Annotated in this window: 20 protein-coding genes; 13 read left to right on the top strand and 7 right to left on the bottom strand. The window is 66.0% G+C overall.

The window, feature by feature from the left end; translation table 11 throughout:
- Nucleotides 1-88 precede the first annotated feature (88 nt).
- Nucleotides 89-526, bottom strand: coding sequence for a helix-turn-helix domain-containing protein (locus tag AB0J29_RS11200; RefSeq protein WP_364782950.1), 438 nt, complete (start codon nucleotides 524-526; stop codon nucleotides 89-91).
- A 408-nt stretch (nucleotides 527-934) separates the two neighbouring features.
- Between AB0J29_RS11200 and AB0J29_RS11195 the strand changes: the two genes are divergently transcribed.
- The gene (locus AB0J29_RS11195) at nucleotides 935-1,204 is read left to right on the top strand and encodes a metal-sensitive transcriptional regulator (protein ID WP_364390208.1); all 270 of its coding nucleotides are present in this window, start codon (nucleotides 935-937) and stop codon (nucleotides 1,202-1,204) included.
- A gap of 800 nt (nucleotides 1,205-2,004) precedes the next feature.
- On the opposite strand, the gene AB0J29_RS11190 is transcribed toward AB0J29_RS11195, so the two are convergent.
- The 3 genes from AB0J29_RS11190 to AB0J29_RS11180 are packed head-to-tail and all read right to left on the bottom strand — an operon-like array spanning nucleotide 2,005 to nucleotide 3,985.
- On the bottom strand, nucleotides 2,005-2,256 hold the full coding sequence (locus AB0J29_RS11190; RefSeq protein ID WP_364782948.1) for a hypothetical protein: 252 nt from the start codon (nucleotides 2,254-2,256) through the stop codon (nucleotides 2,005-2,007).
- On the bottom strand, nucleotides 2,253-3,497 hold the full coding sequence (locus AB0J29_RS11185) for a cation:proton antiporter (RefSeq protein WP_364782946.1): 1,245 nt from the start codon (nucleotides 3,495-3,497) through the stop codon (nucleotides 2,253-2,255). Before AB0J29_RS11185 ends, AB0J29_RS11190 begins: the two co-directional genes overlap by 4 nt.
- Nucleotides 3,498-3,502: 5 nt before the next feature.
- A complete protein-coding gene (locus AB0J29_RS11180; protein WP_364782943.1) occupies nucleotides 3,503-3,985 on the bottom strand; it encodes a TrkA C-terminal domain-containing protein in 483 nt (160 codons plus the stop codon).
- Between the two features lie 368 nt (nucleotides 3,986-4,353).
- Here AB0J29_RS11180 and AB0J29_RS11175 point away from each other — a divergent pair, with 368 nt between their 5' ends.
- The 12 genes from AB0J29_RS11175 to AB0J29_RS11120 all read left to right on the top strand — a co-directional run bounded on the left by AB0J29_RS11175 (nucleotide 4,354) and on the right by AB0J29_RS11120 (nucleotide 12,916).
- The gene (locus tag AB0J29_RS11175; RefSeq protein WP_364782940.1) at nucleotides 4,354-5,391 is read left to right on the top strand and encodes an iron-containing redox enzyme family protein; all 1,038 of its coding nucleotides are present in this window, start codon (nucleotides 4,354-4,356) and stop codon (nucleotides 5,389-5,391) included.
- Between the two features lie 28 nt (nucleotides 5,392-5,419).
- Nucleotides 5,420-6,070 (top strand): HemK2/MTQ2 family protein methyltransferase, encoded by a 651-nt coding sequence (locus AB0J29_RS11170; RefSeq protein WP_364782937.1) that lies wholly within the window; start codon nucleotides 5,420-5,422, stop codon nucleotides 6,068-6,070.
- On the top strand, nucleotides 6,054-6,263 hold the full coding sequence (locus AB0J29_RS11165; protein ID WP_364782934.1) for a CDGSH iron-sulfur domain-containing protein: 210 nt from the start codon (nucleotides 6,054-6,056) through the stop codon (nucleotides 6,261-6,263). The genes AB0J29_RS11170 and AB0J29_RS11165 overlap by 17 nt, the downstream gene beginning before the upstream one ends.
- The gene (locus AB0J29_RS11160) at nucleotides 6,173-6,421 is read left to right on the top strand and encodes a hypothetical protein (RefSeq protein ID WP_364783365.1); all 249 of its coding nucleotides are present in this window, start codon (nucleotides 6,173-6,175) and stop codon (nucleotides 6,419-6,421) included. Before AB0J29_RS11165 ends, AB0J29_RS11160 begins: the two co-directional genes overlap by 91 nt.
- Nucleotides 6,422-6,762: 341 nt before the next feature.
- The gene (locus AB0J29_RS11155) at nucleotides 6,763-8,133 is read left to right on the top strand and encodes an MFS transporter (protein ID WP_364782931.1); all 1,371 of its coding nucleotides are present in this window, start codon (nucleotides 6,763-6,765) and stop codon (nucleotides 8,131-8,133) included.
- A 21-nt stretch (nucleotides 8,134-8,154) separates the two neighbouring features.
- On the top strand, nucleotides 8,155-8,799 hold the full coding sequence (locus AB0J29_RS11150) for a GntR family transcriptional regulator (protein WP_364782928.1): 645 nt from the start codon (nucleotides 8,155-8,157) through the stop codon (nucleotides 8,797-8,799).
- Between the two features lie 25 nt (nucleotides 8,800-8,824).
- Nucleotides 8,825-9,637, top strand: coding sequence for a carbon-nitrogen family hydrolase (locus AB0J29_RS11145; protein WP_364782925.1), 813 nt, complete (start codon nucleotides 8,825-8,827; stop codon nucleotides 9,635-9,637).
- On the top strand, nucleotides 9,634-10,314 hold the full coding sequence (locus AB0J29_RS11140; protein WP_364782922.1) for a DUF2848 family protein: 681 nt from the start codon (nucleotides 9,634-9,636) through the stop codon (nucleotides 10,312-10,314). The genes AB0J29_RS11145 and AB0J29_RS11140 overlap by 4 nt, the downstream gene beginning before the upstream one ends.
- A 1-nt stretch (nucleotide 10,315) precedes the next feature.
- Nucleotides 10,316-11,770: a 4-hydroxyphenylacetate 3-hydroxylase N-terminal domain-containing protein gene (locus tag AB0J29_RS11135; RefSeq protein WP_364782919.1), complete on the top strand. Its 1,455-nt coding sequence runs from the start codon at nucleotides 10,316-10,318 to the stop codon at nucleotides 11,768-11,770.
- A gap of 12 nt (nucleotides 11,771-11,782) precedes the next feature.
- Nucleotides 11,783-12,130 (top strand): cupin domain-containing protein, encoded by a 348-nt coding sequence (locus AB0J29_RS11130; RefSeq protein WP_364782916.1) that lies wholly within the window; start codon nucleotides 11,783-11,785, stop codon nucleotides 12,128-12,130.
- 46 nt (nucleotides 12,131-12,176) lie between these two features.
- Nucleotides 12,177-12,662, top strand: coding sequence for a flavin reductase family protein (locus AB0J29_RS11125; protein ID WP_364782913.1), 486 nt, complete (start codon nucleotides 12,177-12,179; stop codon nucleotides 12,660-12,662).
- A 107-nt stretch (nucleotides 12,663-12,769) separates the two neighbouring features.
- Nucleotides 12,770-12,916, top strand: a complete 147-nt coding sequence (locus tag AB0J29_RS11120; protein ID WP_364782910.1) for a hypothetical protein — start codon at nucleotides 12,770-12,772, stop codon at nucleotides 12,914-12,916.
- A 102-nt stretch (nucleotides 12,917-13,018) separates the two neighbouring features.
- Here AB0J29_RS11120 and folE read toward each other — a convergent pair whose 3' ends face one another.
- The 3 genes from folE to AB0J29_RS11105 form a co-directional block, all read right to left on the bottom strand.
- On the bottom strand, nucleotides 13,019-13,615 hold the full coding sequence (folE, locus tag AB0J29_RS11115) for a GTP cyclohydrolase I FolE (RefSeq protein WP_364782907.1): 597 nt from the start codon (nucleotides 13,613-13,615) through the stop codon (nucleotides 13,019-13,021).
- A gap of 79 nt (nucleotides 13,616-13,694) precedes the next feature.
- A complete protein-coding gene (locus tag AB0J29_RS11110) occupies nucleotides 13,695-14,045 on the bottom strand; it encodes a hypothetical protein (RefSeq protein WP_364782904.1) in 351 nt (116 codons plus the stop codon).
- Nucleotides 14,046-14,075: 30 nt separating this feature from the next.
- A complete protein-coding gene (locus AB0J29_RS11105; protein ID WP_364782901.1) occupies nucleotides 14,076-14,588 on the bottom strand; it encodes a DUF2231 domain-containing protein in 513 nt (170 codons plus the stop codon).
- Nucleotides 14,589-14,661: the final 73 nt, after the last annotated feature.

Raw genomic sequence — 14,661 nt, 5'->3', positions numbered from 1 at the left:
GAAGGGACTCCCGGCGGTTTCCACACGATCCGGCTGTTGCCGAGAGTTCCTGTGTCAGTGCCGCTTACCTCGGCACCCGGTCAGGGCGTTAGGCCTGGTTGCCAATGGGTCCTGAGTTTTCGGTGTCCGGTGCGGTCGGTAGTCCTTCGCTCGCCCGCGGCTTCTCCGCCATGGTGGTGAGCAGAGTCTGCGATTCCTCGGAGACATCGAAAGCTCGGCTCGATAGTCGGCGCAGGTGATAGCCCTGGAGTTGAGACAGCAGTTCCAGGTCGTGGTCGATTTTGGCGGCGTAGACGTCGTTGACGAAGTAGTCCGGTCCGACCTTGAAGAACTTGGCGAGGGCGGTCCTGGTCTCGTTGGACGGATTGGTTCGTTGTCCCGACCGCAGCTGGGACAGATAGGGTTTCGAGATCGGGTATCCAGAGTTCGTCAGCACGTCCGCGACCTCCGCATTGGTATGCGATCGGCGGCCCGGGGGATGCACGGTTTCGAATAGCTTGTTCAACCGCTCGGCGAAATCAGCCATCTGAGGTGCCCATCTTCTTCGCTGTCCTGGTGAACCGATCATCGGTTCGCTGTGCGCTGTCGACGAAAACCGCTCCAGCCCATCTGGTCCGACGTCGAATCGCAAGTGTGTTCGGTTATTACCCCGGGAGTGCCTGGTAGGAAACGGATCGAAACATCGGCCTCGCAGGCTACCGTGCCCGCTCGTAGACCACTCGGGCGACGTCTGTGCGTTGTATCGGCCGGCCCGCCCGGCCGCTGCGACTGTGCCCGCCACCGCCATGGTGAGTCGGCGCACCGAAACGCCCGTGGTGCGCAGGGTGGCCAATTCGGTGCACTGACCGAGCGGCTGCGGGCGGTCCGGAACACTTCTATACCCCACGGGGTATACTTGGTCAATTCGATCGAAGCGAGTCGAGGAGACGATCTCATGGTTGGTGACGAGGAGAGCATCGCCCAGGTGCTCAACCGCCTGCGCCGCGCACACGGACAACTCGCGGGCGTGATCTCGATGATCGAACAGGGCCGCGACTGCAAGGATGTCGTCACCCAACTCGCCGCGGTATCCCGTGCCCTCGACCGCGCCGGCTTCAAGATCGTCGCCAGTGGGCTGCGCGATTGCCTGACCCGGGAGACGGCCGATGGGTCGGAACCGATGACTGTCGATGAACTCGAGAAACTCTTCCTGGCGCTGGCCTGACCCGAAGGGTCGGAGCTGCGGTTCGGCCAAAGCGCTGCGGAGGAAGGAGCGCGGGACTTCCGGGGCCGATTCGGAATTCGCGCACAGGAATTCGAGGATGCGGCGCAGGGGTGGGCTCTCGTCGGTCCGATAGCGGATCAAGCCCTGCATGTGCGTTGTCCGAGACTGGGCTGCGACGGCGATCGCCTCCGCCATCCGGCCCGCCTCGGAAAGGTTTGCCGCCCAGAGCAGTTCGGTGGATGTCACGGCCCATGGTCGGTTGCCCGCCGAGCTTTCGTGCACCAGGCGTTCGGCGTGCGTGCAGGCTTCGTCGGTCGCCGTGGGGGAATGTTCGGCGAGCGGCAAGCGAATCGCCGTGTCCTGCTGGAGTTCCGCGGTGTGCCGCGGACCGTCGCCATCACCACGCCCGCGGCGACCACAACGCCGTCGCGGCGGCGGCGGTCCCATTGCGCAGCCGCGCTCGCGCGAATCCGGGAAAACGTCTTCCCTCGCGACGTCTCATCAATTAATGTGTCGTTATATAGCGGTACATTAATTGAGGGAAGATAGCTTATGGAGATCGCGACGAAGTTCTGGACGGTGCGCCGTGTAGTGGTCACGACGCTTTTCAGCATCGCGCTGGTGATAGTGACGATCGCCTCCCCGCACCTTTTCGCGGCCTCGGCCGGGCCTCGGGACTCGCATGGCACCGGGGGTGGTCACGGCGGCTACGGAGCGGGAACGCGCCCTAACAGCAATGACCACAGTCAGCACAACAGTGGCTACGGGGCCGGAGTGCGCTCCAACAGCGACGGCCACGATCAGTACCGAGGCCGCACCGAGAATCCCTGCCAGTACACCCCGACAGGGACGTGCGGAGCGCGCTGACGACGTGCTCGGGGGAACCGGCGGTCACCACCAGCCCGGCTCATCCAGATATGGAACACCACGACCAGTGCGATGGCCAACCTGCGCAACCTGTCCAGATCCGGCCGGTATTCGCCGGCCGGATCTGCGGCGTGGGGTGTCGGTTCGATCGCCGCGAGCGAGTGTCGACGATCGAACCGGCTCAACTCGCTACGCCATCCGCGCTGGCCTCATCGAACCCGGCCGGTTCCAGCACCGCAGCAGGATCCGGCGCGACAGCAGGTCTTCTGGTGCACCAGACCATGATCGGTTCGATCACCCGTGCGGCGATCGGTCCCAATACCGCCATGAACAGCACGTATGCCGTCGCCAGCGCCGCGAACGAGGCCGGAACCGCACCCGCGGTGACCGCCAAACCGGCGATAACGATGGAGAACTCGCCATGAGCGACCAGCGCGGTGCCCGCTCGGGCCCGCCCATAACGTGACGCTCCGACACGTTTGGCCGCCCACCAACCGGTCGCCACCTTCGTTGCCGTCGTTACCGCCGCCAGCAGGCACGCCCATCCCAGCACCGGCGGAATGGAAGTCGGATCCGTGCTCAGCCCGAACAATACGAAGAACAACGCCGCGAACAGATCTCGCAACGGCTCCAGCAGCTTGGTGGCATTGTGCGCCGTCGAGTCCGAGATCGCGATGCCGAGCAGGAACGCCCCCACCGCCGCCGAGACCTGCACCGCCGTCGCCACACCAGCCACCAGTAACGCCGACCCCAGCAGCTTCAACAGGAAGACCTCGCGGTCCTTGCTGTCGACGATCATCGACACATATTTGCCGTATCGCAGCGCGACGATCATGACAACCGTCACCGCGGCCAACGCGATACCCAGGGTCTTCAGCCCCGCGAGGAACCCGACACCGGCCAGCACCGCGGTCAACACCGGCAGATACCCGGCCATGACCAGATCCTCGAATACCAGGATCGACAGAATCGTCGGCGTCTCCCGGTTGCCGAGCCTGCCGAGATCGTTCAGCACCTTCGCCACAATGCCGGAGGAGGAGATATAGGTGACTCCGGCCATCGCGATCGCCCCGGTGAAACCCCACCCCAGCGCCAACGCAACCAACACCCCGGGGGTGGCGTTGAGCACGATATCGAGCACACCGGCCGCCCAGGACTTGCGCATCCCGGTCACCAACTCGCTTGCGCTGTATTCCAGCCCGAGCAGCAGCAACAACAGCACGACCCCGATTTCGCTGGCCAAGTGGATGAACTCGTCCACCCGGTGCAACTCGACCATCCCGCCGGTGCCGAACACCAACCCGCCGATCAGATACAACGGGATCGGCGACAACCCGATCCGCGCCGCGACCCGACCCAACAAACCCAACCCGAAAAGCACCGCGCCCAGCTGAATCAACGCGAGCGCGGTCTCGTGAGCCACCATGCGCCTCAGCCGTTGGTGAGGACTTCGGCGGCGGCCGCTAGGCCGTCGGCGGTACCGACAACAACCAGCACATCACCGGCTGTGAACAAGAAGTCGGGACCCGGCGAGGCGATCGCATGCCCCGCTCGCATCACCGCAACGATGGACGTCTTGGTACGGGTCCGCATCTGCGTCTCCCCGAGCAGCCGTCCGTCGTACACCGACCCACCCCGTATCGTCAGCTGCTTGGTTGTCACCCCCTCCAGGTCGCGATGCTCTTCCTCCAACTGCGCGACCAATTGCGGCGCACCGAGCAGATTGGCAAGCAAGGCCGCCTCCCGCGGCGACAACGAGATCTGATCGGTCACATCCGGGTTGTCCGGTTTGCTGACGATCAGATCGATCGTGCCGTCCCGATGATCGATCACCCCCACCCGACGACGAGAGCCCTTCAATGAGAAGTCCTTGCGTATACCGATACCCGGCAAAGGTGTCACCTCAACATTCACACGACCACCATAACCGGGCAAATCGGGCAAAACATGGCGGATGCTCGGCTCGGCCAACCCCTCCGCGACCTGGGATGCCTGCCCCGGCCACACAAGCGGTCCGCATCCAGGCCCTCGGTCCGAGGCGGTGCGCACGGGCCAGCCGCCGGATCGACCAACGATGACCGCGGTCTGGGTTGCTCAGCCGACGGTGCACTCCCCGAGCAGCCCTGACCAGTGCTTTTCTCCTGTGTTTGCGGGCACCCGATCAACTGTTCCGGTATCAACCGGTGTCCGCGTCACTGGTTTGGCCGCCCGCCTGCGGGTATCCGCACGACAAAGCGCGCTTGGCCGTCACCGGAGGCAGACCGATGCTGTGAGAGGAATCCATGCGAAGTCCGATCGCGCGTACCCGCCGACCGCTCCCGCGACCCTGTGGAGAGCTGTCGGCGGCGGTGCTGGAGGCCCTCCGCACTCCCGCCGGGTCGCCTGTTCCCGGCGTGCGTTCGGCCGATCCATGCGACCGAGACCTGCACTCGGCGCTGCACACCTGCTACGCGTTGCACTATGAAGGCTTCGACGGTGTGGATGCCGAATGGGAATGGGATCCCGGACTTCTGGGCCTGCGCGCCGAACTGGAGAGCAGGTTCCTGGCCGCACTGCATGCCGAAACGGCCGGTGGTGCCGATCTCGACGCCGAACTCGACGAGTTGCTCGCCGTCCCCGCCGAGGAAACCGGTCTCAGCGCTTTCCTGCGTGACGAAGGACAGCCGTGGCAGCTACGCGAGTACTTCGTCCATCGCTCGATCCTGCACCATCAGGAAGCCGACCCGTATGCATGGCTGATTCCGCGCCTGCGCGGGCAAGCCAAGGCCGCGCTGGTCGCCGTCGAATTCGACGAGTTCGGCGGTGGCCACGGTGACCGCATTCACCAGCGGCTCTACGCGGATCTGCTGGCGGGTGCGGGGTTGAGTCCTGACTATCTGCACTATCTGGACGTTGTACCAGCGCCGATGCTGGCCCTGGTGAACATGATGTCGCTGTTCGGTCTGCATCGTGAGCTGCGCGGCGCGGGGGTGGGGCATTTCGCCGCCGTTGAGATCACCTCGTCCCCTGGTTCGCGTCGCCTTGTGGACGCACTGACCAGGCTTGATGCGGATCCGGCTTGCGTGCTGTTCTACCGCGAACATGTGGAGGCCGACGCTGTGCACGAACAGCTCATGCGCCGCGGCGTGATCGGCGATCTGCTGGCGCGCGAACCCGAACTGCGCGAGTCCATGGTTTTCGGCATTCAAGCGACCACCATGCTCGAACAACTTTTCACCGATCACGTGCTCGGCTGTTGGTGCGAGGACCGTACATCGCTGCTTGCGGAGGTGGCCGAAATATCCCGGGATGCGACGACGCTCGGGTCGGGCGCGGATTGAGTCGCAAATTCCTGGCTATCCCGTCTTTATGATGTTGATTCGCCCGCCCGGTGTGTACCGGCCGCAGGCCGATACCCGGCTACTGGTGGACGCGCTGAACGAGGCCGACGTACCGCGGCGCAGTCGGGTGCTGGACATCTGCACCGGTACCGGGGTGGTGGCCATTCAGTCCGCCCGTGCTCGCGTCGCGTCGGTCACCGCCGTGGATATCTCACGGTCCGCCGTGGCCGCGGCCTGGCTCAACAGCCGGCTACGCGGGCTCGATATCGAACTGATCCTCGGTGACTTCCGAAAAGTACTGCACGGCAGGAGCTTCGACGTGATTGTGACCAATCCTCCCTATGTGCCCACCGCGGTCGAGGGGCCGCCACGGGGGATCGCGCGATGCTGGGACGCGGGACACGACGGCCGCTCGGCGATCGACGCCCTGTGTCGGCTCGCTCCCCAATTGCTTTCCAGCACAGGAATGTTGCTCATGGTTCATTCCGCAATGTGCGGCACCGACACGACACTGACCCGCCTCCGGCAGGTTGGACTCAAAACCGCGGTAGTCGCCAGGACGAGCATCCCTTTCGGCCCAGTGCTTCGCCGTCGCGCCGACTGGCTACTCGCCCGCCACCTCATCCACACCGGACAACAGCACGAGGAACTGGTGGTCATCCGTGCCGACCGACCCTGAGAACTGCCGGCGGACAATCACATATACCGCCGAAGGCCCCGCCCTCATCGAAGGGCCGGTAGAACTCGTCACCGACGACGGGCGGACGATCCACTGCGACCGATGCGTGGTGGCGCTGTGCCTGTGTCGCCGTTCCGCGATCTACCCGCTGTGCGACACCAGCCACCGCAAACTTCGCCGCAGCACCCGGTAGCCCGGCTCGACACCCGCCGTATCGGCCGGGGCCTGGCCCGCCAGCAAACGGGCGGCGTCATGGCCGACACCCAGACCGTCGCTGCGGGCAGTGAACCGATTGTGCGCGCCTTGTTCGATCCCGACGGTCCCGCCGGCAGCTTCTTCGACCGGGGATGAGCGGGCTGAGGGGGCGAGAGACGGCCGCCGCAGCATGTCGGTGTTGCCGATGGCGGCCGACCGAGGCTTGGCCGGTGTTGGGGCGGTAGACCTCCGCTGCTCGGCGCTGCGGCTACCGGAGAATTCCCCTCTTGATCGATTGTGGACCGATGGTATACAACTGGTACACAGTTCGTTGGTGACCGGCTTCACAGTCGGTTCGACGGGATGGGACAGCTCGGTGGTTGCGCCAACAACCACCGAGCCCGGCAGCACCTTCCACCGCCCGATTCGACGTCTACGTGCAGGTAGACGTGGGACAGGTGGATCGTCAGGTAGCGACGAATCGACGAGGAGTCGACATGGCAACCGCCAGAATCAAATCTATCAATCGACGGCCACACACCAGTTTGCCGGTCATCGCCGGCTCGAGCCTGGCTGGCACGGCAGTGGAGTGGTACGACTTCTTCCTGTACGGCACCGCCGCGGCGCTGGTGTTCAACAAGCTGTTCTTCCCGTCGGAAGATCCGCTGGTCGGGACCATGTTGGCCTTCGCGACCTATGCCGTGGGGTTCATCGCCCGGCCGTTGGGCGCGGCCGTGCTCGGCCATTTCGGCGATGTGAAGGGGCGGCGTGCGACGCTGATCGCCAGCCTGGTGCTGATGGGGGTGTCGACGTTCCTGATCGCGCTGTTGCCGACCCACGCCTCGATCGGTATGGCAGCCCCGCTGCTGCTGGTGTTGCTGCGGCTGGTGCAGGGCTTCGCGCTGGGCGGCGAGTGGGGCGGGGCGGTGCTGCTGGTCTCCGAGCACGGTGATTCCCGGCGTCGCGCCTTCTGGTCGGCGTGGCCGAACCTCGGCCCGCCGCTGGGCAATCTGATGGCTGCGGGTGTGCTGGCGTTGCTGGGTGCCGTGCTGTCGGAGGAGGCGTTCCTGTCGTGGGGATGGCGGATCGCGTTCGCGCTCTCGGCGCTGCTGGTCGTGATCGGCCTGGTTTTGCGGTTGTACGTCGCCGAGACGCCGCTATTCGAGCAGACGCGAGCCGCGACGAGTCCGCGGCTGGTGCGCATGCCGCTGAGCGCGGCCGTTCGCGGGCACTGGCGTCAGATCCTGCTCGGGGCGTTCAGCCGGTTCGGTGAGAACGCCGGGTTCTACATCTTCTCGCTGTTCGTCATCACCTATCTCACCCAGATCCGCGGCCTGCCACGCAGCACCGGATTGAACGCGGTGATGATCGGCATGGCGGTGGCTCTGGTGACGATTCCGCTATTCGCGGTGCTGGCCGACCGGATAGGCCGCCGCCCGATCTACATCGGCGCCTCGCTGGCGACGATCGTGTGGGCATTCGCGTTCTTCGCGTTGCTCGATACCACCGCCACCGGTGCGATCTTCCTCGCGGTCGCCGTCGGGCTCGTGATCTTCGCTGCCTACAGCGCGGTGATCGGCGCCTTCTTTTCCGAACTGTTCCCCACCGAGGTCCGCTATTCGGGGGTGTCGCTGGCCTACAACCTGGCCTCGGTGCTTGCCGGATCGCTGGCCCCGATCATCGCCATCGCGCTCTACGACCACTTCGGCACCGGCCAAGCCATCGCCGTTTACCTGGCGGTCATGGGGGCTGTCTCGCTGACAGCCGCGCTGGTGGCGCGCGAGACCCGCACGGTGGATCTCGCGGACGTGCACGAGGAAGCGCCACTACCCGGCACTTCCCCCGACACAGCAGTTGTCATCCCGTAACGATCAGGAAAGGCATCTCTCATGACGACATCGAAGACCAGTGCGGCTCCCGCGCCAGAGCTGGCCTACGAATGGTTGAAGAACACTATCCTCACCCTGCCTCGCGATGAAGAGATGTTCCTGTCCGAGGCCCAGGTCGCCGCGGCCTCGGGCACCTCACGCACACCGGTCCGCGAAGCGTTACTGCGGTTGGAGGCCGAAGGCTTCGTGCGGCGGGTGCCGCACAAGGGCGCCTACATACCGGCGTTGACGGACGTGGACGTCGACGACGTGTTGCAGGCCAGGCGGGTTGTGGAGGAGTGGTCGATCACCCAGGTCGCCCCGAATCCCGGTCAGGTGCCCGCGCGGTTGCGTGAACTGGTGGCCAAGCAGGAGGCCGACACCGACCCCGTCGAGTTCATCGCCCACGACCTCGAATTCCACACCACGGTGATCCGCGCCGCGGGCAACCAGGTGATGCACGAGTTCTACCGTTCGCTGCGCGACCGGCAGATGCGGATGGGCGTGCGCATCGTGCTCGCCGACGAGCAGCGCAAGAAACAGGTCCTCATCGAGCACCGCGCGATCGTCGACGCGTTGGCCGCCGGCGATACCGAGGCCGCCATCCGCGCCGTGCGTGAGCACCTCGACACCACCCTGCGCTCACTCAAGCAGCCCAGGTTCTGACTCTCCCGAACACAAGGACATACTGATGAAAGTCGCTCTGGCACAGATAGCCAGCCCCGACACCGAATCCCCCGCGCACCGACTCGAGCGGGTGCGACAGCTGCTCGCCGGCTTCCGCGCCGACGCCGATCTGATCGTGCTGCCCGAGCTGTGGCGCGTCGGATACAACCATTTCGACGGCTACCCGGCGGCCGCTGAGCCCCTCGACGGGCCGACCGTTCAGGTGTTGCAGACCGTGGCACGCGAGCGACAGTGCTATGTGCACGCGGGCAGCATCGTCGAGAGCATCGACGGTGGCAAGCTGCGCAACACAGCGGTGCTGATCGACCCGGACGGTCGAATCGCCCACCACTACAGCAAGATTCACGTCTTCGGCTACCGTTCCCTGGAGGCCGAGCTGCTGCTGCCCGGACAGCAGATCCAGGTCGTTGACACGGCTTTCGGGCCTACCGCCGCGACCACGTGCTACGACCTGCGCTTCCCCGGACTGTGGACGGAGCTGGTGCGCGGGGGAGCCGAGATCGTCATCGTGCCCGCGGCCTGGCCGAAAGCCCGGCTGGCGCACTGGCGTCTGCTCACCTCCGCCCGTGCGGTCGACAACCAGGTCATCGTCATCGCCTGCAATGCGGTGGGCACGCACAACGGTGTGGAGCTCGGCGGCCACAGCCGCGTCATCGACCCGTGGGGGGAGGTGCTCGCCGAGGCAGGTGATGCCGAGGGATTCACCCTCGCCGAGATCGAACCGGGCGTCGTCGGACGCACCCGCGCGGAATTCCCGGTGCTGTCCGATCGTCTCGACGACTACGGCTTCCTGACCCAGCGGGAGGTCCTGTCATGACCGACACGACCGTCGACATTCTCAGCTGCACCGTCCTCGGATCCGGCGAAACCCTCCGGTTCGACGGAGCGCGAGCGCTGGTCGCGGGCTACACCGGACGTGACGAGGCCGCGGTGCGCCACCACATCGACGAGCTGGCCGCCATCGGTGTCGCACCGCCGGAAGACGTCCCGATGCTGTACCCGGTCGCCACCGCCACCGTCACCACGGCCGCCAGCACCCCGGTGCCAAGCGCGGACACCTCCGGCGAGGTGGAACCGGTCCTGCTGCGCCACCGCGGCCGTTACTTCCTCGGCGTCGGCTCCGACCACACCGACCGTGCCCTCGAGACCGTCGACATCGGCGAGTCGAAGCGGGCCTGCGCCAAGCCGATCGGACCGAACGTCGTCGAGGTCGGCGACTGGGACACGTTCGACTGGGACAGCTGCCGGGCCCGGAGCTGGGTGGACGGGCGGCTCTACCAGGACGGCACCCTGGCGGCGCTGCGCACCCCCGGCAATCTGCTCGGTGTCGTGGCCGAACGGATCGGCGACGACGGCGGCGACCTCGTCTGCTTCGCCGGGACCTTGCCCCTGCTCGACGGCCGGTTCACGCCCGGAAAGCGTTGGGATCTCGAACTTCTGTTGCCCGACGGCCGCACCCTGACCCACACCTACACCACCACCGAAGGAGCATGACATGCGCACCGGAGCCGAGTATCTGGCCTCGCTGAACGACGGGCGGGTCGTCCTCGTCGACGGGGAACGGGTCGACGACGTCACCACCCACCCCGCGTTCGCGCCGGTCGCGCACACCATCGCCGAACTGTTCGACTTGGCCGCCGACCCCGCCAACAACATGCAGTACACCGCGCCGGAGACCGGGGCGACCGCCAACCGGGTGTTCGGGATCCCACGCAGCCAGGAGGAACTGCGCGCCCGCCGCGCTGCGATCGAGACCTGGGCGCGACACACCCACGGCTGGGTGGGGCGCAGCCCCGATCATGTCGGTACCTTCCTCGCGTCCTTCGCGGCGCACCCGGAGGTCTTCGCCGGCGGCGCGCGCGACTTCTCGGCCAATGTGACGGCCTTCCACCGGCGGTTGCTCGCGGAGAACCTGTACGTTTCCTACGCGATCATCCCGCCGCAGGTGTCGCGCGCGACCACCGCCTCGGGGTGGGAGGGTGAGTTCCTTCAGGTCGGGGTGGTCCGGGATACCGAGGAGGGCATCGTCGTGCGCGGGTCGCAGATGCTGGCCACCGGCGCGGCCATCGCCGACGAGATCCTGGTGTCCTGCATCAAGCCGCTCGGCCCGGACGATCAGGACTTCGCGGTGTCGTTCGTCGTTCCCGCGAATGCCGCGGGACTCAAGCTGTACTGCCGCCGTCCCTATGCCCCGGCGGCTACCAGCAGCTTCGACTACCCGCTGACCAGCCGCTACGACGAGCCCGACGCGCTGGTGGTGTTCGACGACGTGCTCATCCCCTGGGACCGGGTGTTCATCGATCGCGACATCACCGGTGTGCGGCGCCAGTTCTTCGACACCGGCGCGCACGCGCTCGGCAACTGGCAGGCCCAGATCCGCTTCGCCACCAAGCTGCGGTTCATCGCGGGCGTGGCTCGGCGCGTCACCCAGGTCAACGGCGTCGACAAGATTCCCAGTGTCCAGGAGAAGCTCGGAGAACTCGCCGCCCTCGTCTCCGGCGTCGAGTCGGCCGTGCTGGCCGCCGAATACACCGCGACCCCAGACGATGCGGCCCAGTGGGTGCCCGGCAAGCGCGCGCTCTACGGCTCGATGGGGTTGCAGTCGGAGATCTACCCGCGCGTGCTGTCGATCCTGCGCGATCTGGTGGGTGGCGGAGTGCTCCAATTGCCGTCCAGCGTCGCGGATCTCACCAGCCCGATCACCTCGGGTGATGTGACGCACTACGTGCAGTCGCCCGGCGTGCCGTCGGAGGAGCGCATCAAATTGTTCAAGCTGGCCTGGGACATCATCGGCTCCGAATTCGCCGGACGGCACCAGCAGTACGAACTGTTCTACGCCGGTGCGCCGTTCGTCGTGAAGGGCGCCTACACCTACCGCAACTACGGCTACGAGGAGCCGCTGCACGACGTCGAGCAGTTCCTCGCCGCCTACAAGTCCGAAACCGTCTGAGAGGTAATACCCGTGGCCAAGCCCGAATACGAGTTCTTCCCCGTCACCGACGTCGAATACACCGTCTGTCCCGGCGACGACCCCGCTATCACCGAGCGCATCCTGGCCCGCGACCCCGAGGGCAAGGTCGCCACCAGGATCCTGCGTTATGAGCCCGGTGCGGACTCCACCCCGATGGGCGTGCAGAAGCACGACTTCTGGGAAGAGGTCTACATCCTGGAGGGTTCGTTCACCGATCTCACTCTCGGCCAGACCTTCTCGGCGGGCATGTACGCCTGCCGCCCGCCGGGCATGCCGCACGGCCCGTGGCGCACCGACGAAGGCGTCGTCACCTTCGAAGTCCGTTATCACAGCAGGTAGGCGCGCCATGACTCTGCCCGCATTCCAGTGTCCGACGCCAGCGGACATGCGACGCAGCATGGGGCGGTTCACCACCGGAGTCGCCGTCGTCAGCGCGGACGACGGCACCGGCGACCCCTGCGCGATGACCATCAGTTCGCTGACGTCGGTGAGCCTGGAGCCGCCGATCCTGCTCGTCTCGCTCACCCACGGCAGCCGCACCACCGACGCCGTCGACGCGACGCAGACGTTTGCGGTGTCGATTCTCGGTTCCCGGCAGGAGGCGATCGCCCGACGGTTCGCCACCCGCGGCGGGGCCCGGTTCGAGGGCATCCCGGTGGACCTGAGTCGATCCGGATTGCCGTTGATCCCGGATGCGTTGGCACAGCTCGAGTGCCGCGTCCACGCCGCGCACGACATCGGTGACCATCGCGTCTTCTACGGCGAAGTCACCGATATGCGGTGGCGCGACGGCACCGGTCTGGTGTTCTACTCCGGCCTGTTCGGCGACTTCCACGACTTCGGGCACGACGAACTGCCCTGGTGGTACTGAGCCGAACGCGGACTCGCGGCGACAACTGCATACCCGAACACAGACGCGTGTCAGCGCCCGATCACCGATCGGGCGCTGACACGCGTTCGCGCCGGACAGCTGCGAAGGTGTCGAGTTCCGGTCGGAGCGACCGCGCAGAACTGGGCCGCTATGACGAACGGTTCGCCGACCACGCCGTCCCGGTCGGCCGCCGCACCATTTTCATGGCGACCGCCGAATCACCCGACGACCGGCCGTCACCCAGCGACGAATGACGGGCGGCCTGAGTGCGGACCGTGACAGCGAACGGACGTCCGATGTGGGTGACCCGCGAACGGGGCGGCTTGGGCTCAGGTCCAACGAGTTCTCCGGTCTGGTCAGGGGGTGATACCGGTGAATGAGAGGAATTCCTGGCGGGAGCGGGCGTCTTCGCGGAGGGAGCCGAGAAGGGTGGAGGTGACGGCGGTGGTTCCGGCTGCTTGCACGCCGCGCAGGGTCATGCAGGTGTGTTCGGCTTCGATGACCACGCCGACGCCTTTCGGTTGGAGGTGTTCGTCGAGCCAGTCGGCGATCTGTTTGGTGAGTCGTTCCTGGACTTGTGGGCGGCGGGAGAAGTGCTCGACGACGCGGGCGAGTTTGGACAGCCCGAGGATGCGGTCACCGGGTAGGTAGCCGACGTGTGCGACGCCGACGAAGGGCAACAGGTGGTGTTCGCACACCGACCGCAGCGGGATGCGGCGGGCGAGCACGAGTTCGTCGTAGCCTTCGTCGTTGGCGAAGGTGGTCAGATCGAACGGGCGTGAGGTGAACAGTTCGGCGTACGCGCGGGCCATCCGCCCAGGGGTGGCGTGCAGATGTTCATCGTCGAGGCTGATGCCGAGCGCGGTGAGGAAGTTCCGGGCGGCGAGCTCGGCGGCGACCAGGTCGATGCTGTCGGCGGGGTTGTGGACGAATCGTAACGCGGGGTGGGACATGATGATCAGCTCCCATCGACACCAAGGGCGGTCAGCAGTACGAGAATCACGGTGGTGACGGCGAGGACGCCGTGGCCGCCTACGACCGCCACCGGGAAGTGTTTCTCGGCCGGTTCGGGGGTGGGGTAGCTGCGGTTTCGGTGCCTGCTCGGTAGACCGGCAGCCAACGCAGCAGCATGGTGAATCCCAGCAGCGCCACCGGGATCAGCAGTGCGAATGCGATCCAGGCAAGGGCGTCGTTGTCGACGGCGAGGTAGACGATCCACACGACCAGTCCGACGACAGCGAGCAGGAAATGCCCGAATACGACCGGTACGGGCAGATGACTGGCACTCGGTTGGCGTGCACCGCCTTTGGTGATCCAGGTGCCGAGCAGGACGAACCCGCCCGCGGCGGTGAGCAGCCAGAGGATCAATGCTGCGATACCCATGATGTCTCCTGACGGTGAGAAGGGTGGGGTTCAGCGTCGGTAGCCGGTAGCTTGGGTGTTTTCATCGGCGACCCGCACGCCGTAGTGGTAGGCGAGTGTGCCGCCGAGGTAGCCCGACACCGCCAGCGCGGCCACAGCGAGGATCGAGAGCGCCAGGGGCCCGGCTGGGACGACGCCGTGCGGGCCGTCGCCGGAGCTGCGCCACCAGAAGTTGAGTGCGTAGGCGATGGTGATGGCCAGATTGAGGCTCATGTGCACCAGTCCGGTCCGAAATGCGGGGGTGCCGGTCGGGATGGCGAACAGATCCAGGAAGCCGACCATCGCAGCGGTCAGTGCTCCGAGGACACCGATAGCGATCAGCCATTCCGCTGCGCGGGCCGGAAAGGCCGGGTCGTCGACGATATGCGAGGCGATATCGAATACGAGGCTCGCCACCCAGGCGCCGATCGGCACGGTGACCAGGATCGGGTGGAACGGATGTCCGTACGGCCCAGCCAGCGTGGCGCTGACCGGCTGTTTGGCTTGCTGCATGTCATTTATCACGACATCCTCCGACGGTTACACCAAAGATTATTGGTGCTATTGGTTTAATCGGTCAAGCTCACCTCACCCCTCG

Source organism: Nocardia sp. NPDC049707, from assembly GCF_040674855.1.
Classification (GTDB): domain Bacteria; phylum Actinomycetota; class Actinomycetes; order Mycobacteriales; family Mycobacteriaceae; genus Nocardia.
Note: the sequence above shows the minus strand (reverse complement) of the source record. Positions and strands in the feature narration are given on the sequence as shown.

Excerpts from the sequence above, each read along its gene's own strand:
- AB0J29_RS11200 (WP_364782950.1), bottom strand. The coding sequence starts at position 526 with ATGGCTGATTTCGCCGAGCGGTTGAACAAGCTATTCGAAACCGTGCAT.
- AB0J29_RS11195 (WP_364390208.1), top strand. The coding sequence starts at position 935 with ATGGTTGGTGACGAGGAGAGCATCGCCCAGGTGCTCAACCGCCTGCGC.
- AB0J29_RS11185 (WP_364782946.1), bottom strand. The coding sequence starts at position 3,497 with ATGGTGGCTCACGAGACCGCGCTCGCGTTGATTCAGCTGGGCGCGGTG.
- AB0J29_RS11175 (WP_364782940.1), top strand. The coding sequence starts at position 4,354 with ATGCGAAGTCCGATCGCGCGTACCCGCCGACCGCTCCCGCGACCCTGT.
- AB0J29_RS11170 (WP_364782937.1), top strand. The coding sequence starts at position 5,420 with ATGATGTTGATTCGCCCGCCCGGTGTGTACCGGCCGCAGGCCGATACC.
- AB0J29_RS11160 (WP_364783365.1), top strand. The coding sequence starts at position 6,173 with ATGCGTGGTGGCGCTGTGCCTGTGTCGCCGTTCCGCGATCTACCCGCT.
- AB0J29_RS11155 (WP_364782931.1), top strand. The coding sequence starts at position 6,763 with ATGGCAACCGCCAGAATCAAATCTATCAATCGACGGCCACACACCAGT.
- AB0J29_RS11150 (WP_364782928.1), top strand. The coding sequence starts at position 8,155 with ATGACGACATCGAAGACCAGTGCGGCTCCCGCGCCAGAGCTGGCCTAC.
- AB0J29_RS11145 (WP_364782925.1), top strand. The coding sequence starts at position 8,825 with ATGAAAGTCGCTCTGGCACAGATAGCCAGCCCCGACACCGAATCCCCC.
- AB0J29_RS11140 (WP_364782922.1), top strand. The coding sequence starts at position 9,634 with ATGACCGACACGACCGTCGACATTCTCAGCTGCACCGTCCTCGGATCC.
- AB0J29_RS11135 (WP_364782919.1), top strand. The coding sequence starts at position 10,316 with ATGCGCACCGGAGCCGAGTATCTGGCCTCGCTGAACGACGGGCGGGTC.
- AB0J29_RS11125 (WP_364782913.1), top strand. The coding sequence starts at position 12,177 with ATGCGACGCAGCATGGGGCGGTTCACCACCGGAGTCGCCGTCGTCAGC.
- folE (WP_364782907.1), bottom strand. The coding sequence starts at position 13,615 with ATGTCCCACCCCGCGTTACGATTCGTCCACAACCCCGCCGACAGCATC.
- AB0J29_RS11110 (WP_364782904.1), bottom strand. The coding sequence starts at position 14,045 with ATGGGTATCGCAGCATTGATCCTCTGGCTGCTCACCGCCGCGGGCGGG.